This window comes from Flavobacterium sp. FlaQc-30, from assembly GCF_044005885.1.
In the GTDB taxonomy this organism is placed as follows: domain Bacteria; phylum Bacteroidota; class Bacteroidia; order Flavobacteriales; family Flavobacteriaceae; genus Flavobacterium.
On the sequence record NZ_JBIPCO010000014.1, the window covers coordinates 1 to 7,612 of the forward strand.

The following is a 7,612-nucleotide window of genomic DNA, read 5'->3' on the forward strand; positions in this document are numbered from 1 at the left end:
CAGGCATTACAAAATCGGCTCTTTCAAGGGTGAAGATCTGTGTAACAGCTGTGGTGTTCAATACGGTATCTTCACCAAGATCTCTTACTTTATTGCCGTTTGGATCTGCATATTCAGTTACGGTATATGTTCTGGTTACATTTCCGTTGCATGAAGGTTCTACTCCATTTGAAGCTGTAATTTCGATCACCCCGCAAGGAATATTTCCAATTTTTCCATCGCCATTTCCTAATGCTTCAAATTCTGCTTTTGTCAAACTTACTGCTGTCGGCATTTGGTCGTAACACGTTATCGTTGTTGATGGGAATGTTGGTGCTGTAACTTCATATACACAACATATTGGTGCTGTATCTGCTACAACTACTGTATTACAAGCGTGAGCATCTGTAACACTTACATTATAATTTGTTCCTGCTGTAATTGGGCTTGATGTCCAATCGTTTCCAGACCATGTTCCAGGAGCTCCTGTACCTGTTACCGTATAAGGTGCCTGACCTGTTACTGTAAAGTTCAATACATAACCTGAACCATCTGCTGCGCAGGTTGTTGACGCTGTACCCGATAAAGCCAATAAAGCATTTACGGTAATAGCTGCCGTTCCTGTTTGTGCTTGTGTACAAGCTGTTGAGCTTGCATCTTTAACACTTACTAAGGTGTAAACAAAATCTCCAACTGTACCTGTTGCCTGAGCAACTGTTACTTCGCTTCCGCTTGTTGTAGTTACAGTTTGATCTGCTCCGCTGTTTACTTTATAGGTAAACGTATACGGTGCTGTTCCGCCTGCTCCTGTGAAGGTAACGGTTGGGGCTGCAGTATCTTTACAAACTGTTGTTGTTCCAGAAATCGTTGCTGTTGGCAGAGGATTAACGGTAATAGTTGCTGTTCCTGTTTGTGCTTGCGTACAAGCTGTTGAACTCGCATCTTTTACACTTACCAAAGTATAAGCAAATGTTCCTGCTGTTCCAGTTGGCTGTGCAACTGTTACAGAATTACCGCTTGTTGTCGTTACGCTTTGATCTGCTCCATTATTCAATTTGTATGTGAATATGTAAGGTGCTGTTCCGCCTGCTCCTGTAAAGGTAACAGTTGGTGCCGCAGCATCTTTACAAACTGCTGTTGTTCCAGAAATCGTTGCTGTTGGTAATGGATTAACAGTAATAGTTGCTGTTCCTATTTGTGCTTGTGTACAAGCAGTTGAGCTCGCATCTTTTACACTTACCAAAGTATAAGCAAATGTTCCTGCTGTTCCAGTTACTTGAGCAACCGTTACTGCGTTTCCGCTTGTTGTAGTTACGGTTTGATCTGCTCCATTATTCACTTTGTATGTAAATGTGTACGGTGCTGTTCCGCCTGCTCCTGTAAAGGTAACAGTTGGTGCCGCAGCATCTTTACAAACTGCTGTTGTTCCAGAAATCGTTGCTGTTGGTAACGGATTAACTGTAATAGTTGCTGTTCCTGTCTGAGCTTGTGTACAAGCTGATGTACTTGCATCTTTCACACTTACCAAAGTATAAACAAAATCTCCAGTTGTTCCAGTCGGCTGTGCAACTGTTACAGAATTACCGCTTGTTGTCGTTACGGTTTGATCTGCTCCATTATTCAATTTGTATGTGAATGTGTACGGTGCTGTTCCGCCTGCTCCTGTAAAGGTAACATTTGGTGCCGCAGCATCTTTACAAACTGTTGTTGTTCCAGAAATCGTTGCTGTTGATAATGGATTTACTGTAATAATAGCATAACCTGTACGAGTTGACTCGCAAGCTGTAGAGCTGCCATCTTTTACGCTTACCAAATTATAGTAAAAGGTTCCAACTGCTGCAGTTGACGCAGTAATTGTTACCGAATTACCACTTGTTGTAGTAACCGTTTGATCTGCTGCTCCGTCTATATTATAAGTAAAAGTATACGGTGCTGTTCCATCAGCTCCTGTAAAAGTAACAGTTGCTGCTGCATTCTGACATACCGTTGCTGTACCATCAATTGCTGCGCTTGGCACAGGATTAACTGTAATTGTTGCTGTTCCAGTTTGTGCCTGCGTACAAGCAGATGTGCTGCCGTCTTTTACACTTACTAAGGTATAAACAAAACTTCCTACTGCATCTGTTGTGCTTACTTCTACTGTTGCTATGCTTCCACCTGTTGTGGTAACAGTCTGATCTGCTCCGCCATTTACTTTATACGTAAAGGTATAAGGTGTTGTACCTCCTGCTCCCGTAAATGTAATATTTGGATTATCTGCATTAAAACAAACTGCTGTTGTTCCAGAAATCGTTGCTGTTGGTAATGGATTAACAGTAATGGTTGTCGTTCCTGACTGCGTTTGTGTACATGCCGATACACTGCCGTCTTGCACACTTACTAAAGTATAAACAAAATCTCCCACGATTCCTGTTGGTGCCGCAACACTCACTAAATTACCACTTGTAGTGGTAACCGTTTCATCGGCGCCGCCATTTACTTTATACGTAAAAGTATAAGGTGCAGTACCATTTGCTCCTGTAAAAGTAACATTTGGTGAAGCTGCTCCTTTACAAACTGATGCATCTGCTGCAATTGTCGCTGTTGGTAATGAATTTACTGTAATTGTAGCTGTTCCAGTTTGCAACTGCTCACAATTTGTTGTAATTCCATCTTTTACTTTTACTAAAGTATATACAAAGTCACCCGCAATACTCGTTGGAACTGCAACCGCAACCGAATTACCACTTGTAGTGGTAACCGTTTCATCAGCTCCGCCGTTTACTTTATACGTAAAAGTGTAAGGTGCAGTACCATTTGCTCCTGTAAAGGTAACGTTTGGTGAAGCTGCTCCTTTACAAACTGGTGCATCTGCTGCAATTGCTGCTGTTGGGAGCGGATTTACCTTAATCGTTATTGACCCCGTCTGTGCTTGTGCGCAGGCTGTTGTACTGCCATCTTTTACACTTACCAAAGAATAAACAAAATTTCCTTCCGTATCTGTTGGTGCTGTAACAGTTACTATATTACTGCTTATTGTTGTTGATACTACTTGATCTACTCCTCCATTTATTTTATAAGTAAAGGTATAAGGCACTACACTGCCTCCTCCCGTAAAAGTAATAGTTGGTGCTGTGCCGCCTTTACAAACAGCCGTAGTATTAGTGGTAATTGTCGCTGTTGGTATTGGATTTATTATAACCGTTGCTGTTCCTGTTTGTGTTTGCGAACAGGCAGATGAACTGGAATCTTTTACACTGACCAATCTGTAAACAAAATTTCCTGATGCGGCGGTTGAAACTGGAATACTTACCGAGTTTCCTGATGTTGTTGACACTGTCAGGTTACTAATTGCATTAAGACTATAGGTAAAAGTATATGGAGGAGTACCGTTTGCACCTGTAAAAGTAACTAACGGAACTGTCTTATCTCCTTTACAAACTGGACCTGTTGCTGTAATACTTGCCGTTGGCAATGGATTTATCGTAACTGTCGCAGTACCTGTTTGCAGCTGAACACAAGCTGTTGAACTGGAATCTTTAACACTTACCAGCGTATAAACAAAACTTCCAGCTGTTGCAGTAGAAACTGGAACATTTACGATATTATTACTTCCAACTGTTGATACAGTCATATCACTGCCATTATTGACCTTATAAGTAAAGGTATATGGTGCTGTTCCATTTGTACCAGTAAAACTAACAACCGGTGCTGTTGTATCCCCTATACAAACAGGTCCTGTTGCTTGAATACTTCCTGTTGGTAATGGATTTACGGTTACTACCACTGCTTTTGCAGGAGGAGGAATAGTACAAACACCATCTGCAGAAACGGTTACATAATAGGTTGTGGTAACGGAAGGACTTACCTCGGCAGTTTCAGTATTGCTTATTGAATTTTCTAAATCGGGATCGGTATACCAAACAAAAAGAGGGTTTACGAGCGGACTGGTCGCTGTTAATATTGCCGTTTCTCCATTACATATCGTTTGGTCAGCAGCACTAATATCAGATACTTTTGCTACAGGATTAACTGTAACCTTCACCGCTTTACGACTTCCTGCTACATTTATACAAACATCATCACCTTGAACTCCAGCATAATAAGTTGTAGTAGTAACAGGACTTACTATTAAGCTTTTACCTGTTCCTAATACCGCAGCCGATGCAAGATCACTGTCGTACCATGTAAATAAAGCATTTGATATCGTGGGTGCCGCTATTTCTAAATCAATATTTTTTTCATTTGGGCAAATTGTTCTATCTTCTGCGATAATTTTAGATGCATCTGCTCTTGGACTTACAATTACCGTAAAAGTAGTTGATTTATCCACACCGCATCCACTTGATACTGCTGTTATAATAGCTGTTCCGTTAAATGCAGGATTCCATTGAACTTGTCCGGGCTGACCGCCTGCTCCCATTGTTCCAGCCTCGGGTGGAGAAATATGATAGCTTATAGAGGATGCATTTGCTGCTGTTGCTGTATAATCTGATTGTTGTACAGCCACAGACTGGCACATTAAACTTGGACTGGATGCATTAAAAACTGGGGCAGCCACTTCTGCCAGCGGATTTACGGTAACCATCGTTGATCCATTTATAACACACCCGGCTGTAGAATTAATTGTTACTCTATACAATCCGCTATTTGCTGCCGTCAGGTTCTGAATATTCAACGTACTACTCGTTATTGTAGAATTATTTGGCAGTGTCCAGACAATGCTCGAGACTGGCCCGACAGCAACGGTTGAAAAATAAAGCGAAGCTCCTGTACAATAAGTGTTATCACCAAAAATAACATCTGTTAATTGGGCTAAAGGAGCTAGTTTAAAAGACTGAATAACTTCGTAACAAAGTGTTTTGGCTTTAACCACATAAGTATCTGCTGTTAATCCTGTAAAAACTGTACTCGTCTGCCCTGTTGCTGGAAAATCAGCATCTGATGCTTTTTTAATAAAATAAGTTATCGCTCCTACAGCATTATTCACTTTTACTGTTAAGTTTCCAGTTGTATTACCCGGACAAATAACGCCACCTGATTGTGTTAAATCAAACGCAGGAAAATTAGGCTGTACCGTTAAAGGTACTGCAGTTGTATTTTCAAATATTTCTGAAACCTGCAGTAATCTACTATCATTTTTTCGGCTTAATGCTAATTGATAATTTCCTCCCAAATCTGCTGAAAAAGAAAAAGGAATTACAGCATTGCCTTTAAGTAGAAAATTACCATCTGTAGATATAAATACAGAAGCTCCTGCTGGTGCACTTAAGATTCTTGGATAGGCATAATCGTATCCATAAACACTGTACAGAGGCCCTGAAACATCAAAAGTTTTTCCTACGGCTGTAACTTTAATTTCACCTTTTTTAATATAACGATCACAAGTAGTCGTACTAGGTGTCGAAGTAACATTTTGAAGAGCTACACTAATAATATAACTATCGAGAACGATATCATAATCTTCGCTGAAACATTGAGAATCTCTAATTCTAATTTTATAAGTTCCAGGTGTTAAATTATTTCCTACTCCAATATTGTACGTACTCGCTGTTGGCGTTACAGTTAAATTAATTGCCGAAGGACCACTGACAGATTCAATATGTACTGGAGCGACCAAACCAAGAGTTGTGATCAGATTATTTACTACAAGCGCCGATTTTCCAATGTTCTTACCGCTCAAACCATCTGTAAAAGTAATTTTATCTCTGATTGGTTTTGGCATAAAATAAGCTGGATTAATGTACAAATTATTAGGATCAGTTTGATTTGGCTGTCCTGATGCCGTTGGAGATGATGTTAAATTTTTAAAAACATAACTGGGCAATAAAGCACCTGTTCCATCTTTAGCAACAACTGTATATGTTTTTCCTATATCGAGTTTAAATTTAAAATTTTGCGGAAGTTCATAATGCTGCGTATTTGAAGTTCCGTTTTCAGTAACATCTAATGTTATAGGCTGACAGCCTCCAGACTGATAAGTACTTGTCCAAACTTCTACCTGATTGGCTGCAACACAAGCAGCCGGGGATGGATCATCATAAATTGAAAAACCAACATAAGTAAAAGGTTTAATTTTAAACTCATTATATTGCGCTAAATCCAGCTGATTTGTTTTTGTAATCCCGCAAATGGTAACTGAAAGTTTTATTAAACCCCATTTACTTCGATCATTAGGCAATGGATAACTATTATTGGTAGTAACTTGTGCGGAAGTTAAATTATCATAAACATCAAAACCTCCAGAAGCATTTTGTATTTCCAGTTTATAAACAGGATTTCTGCCTCCATAAAATGTAGGTCCTCCTGTTGGAGTAGTAATATCTGTGATTGTTGTATTAAGGATGTAAGAAACATTTGTAATAGAGGCCGTTGCAATTCCAGAGCAGATATTGCCGGGAGTATTGTAGACCACATTAAAATAAGACGTTGTGGGCTGTGTATTAACTGTACCTAAAGTAAAATCTGTATAGGGTACATTAGCTTTTACTGTCAGCGTATTTGGAGCGTAAACAACAGTCCCGCAAGCGTCCGTCGCTCTTAAGGTATAATTACCTGCAGCAACTCCATCGAAAATAACGTTTGTTGCTGAGCCTATAGTTTGTATTTGCTGTACCGTAATATTACTAGAATTTATTAATTCTACTTTATACGTTTTGTTACCTCCTGTCATAGAAGCATTGATTCTTCCTAACGGATCCGCTGTTCCTGTACAATAAGCATATGGATTAGAATAATAACTTGAAAAGGTTGGAGAACTTGTATTATATTGATTTGCTACCGAAATAGTACTTGCTGACGGAATAAAATTAGCACCATTATAATAACCATAATAATAGTTTCCAGGCTCTAAAAATGAAAAAACCGAAGATGTACTGCTTATAACATCTGCGGCTGTATAGGGAGATTTTGCAATACCATAAATTATTGGTTCAGGTATACCTGTTGCGGTCAACTCTATTTTACCATTTGCGGCACAGGTTGACGGAGTGGCTACGGCAGTAATCGTTTGAGCAGAAACTTTCAATACAGCTAAAAAAAAAGCTAGTATGAATAAAGTAAAGTTTGTTTTCATAATATTTTAATTAAACAAATTGTACACAATACTCTTTCATCGCTTTGTTCACGAATTTTTACTGTATGCATTTGTTTTTGGTATGTGTATTCTAAAAAAAATACAGCAGCAAAATTCTATTAAATCAAAACTTAAACAGGGAATTAAAAGTTTTTAATATATCAAATTAGGACATTTTAAAACTCGGCATATATCAATTTACTTTAGATATGGGGTAATTTTTTTAAGAAAAGGAATTCTAAAAATGGGCAGAAAGTATCTTTTGAAAAGGCTCGTAATAACAATGATAAATTACAAAACTCAATTTTATTACTAAAAAAACGACAAAATAATCATAGTAAATATATTAATTTTCAATCAGTTACACCATTCAAGAGTGATTTTTTTAGATTCCAGGTTTTTAATTATCAGTTATGTTTTTTGTCTCTCAACTTCTTATTATATAAAAAAACAGGACCGCTCTCGCAGTCCTGTTTCCATTTTTAAGTATTGGTTAGTTAGTAATTACTGATTATTTGTTATTGATTACTAATATACAGATAACCTGATCTTTGTACTTGTTTTCCGCTGTCATCGTAC

Annotated in this window: 1 protein-coding gene; it reads right to left on the reverse strand. The window is 38.4% G+C overall.

Annotated features, from left to right (window positions below; all coding sequences use genetic code 11):
- On the reverse strand, positions 1-7,033 hold a 7,033-nt coding region (locus tag ACHRV0_RS21470; protein ID WP_395442477.1), incomplete at its 3' end, for a beta strand repeat-containing protein.
- Positions 7,034-7,612 lie beyond the last annotated feature (579 nt).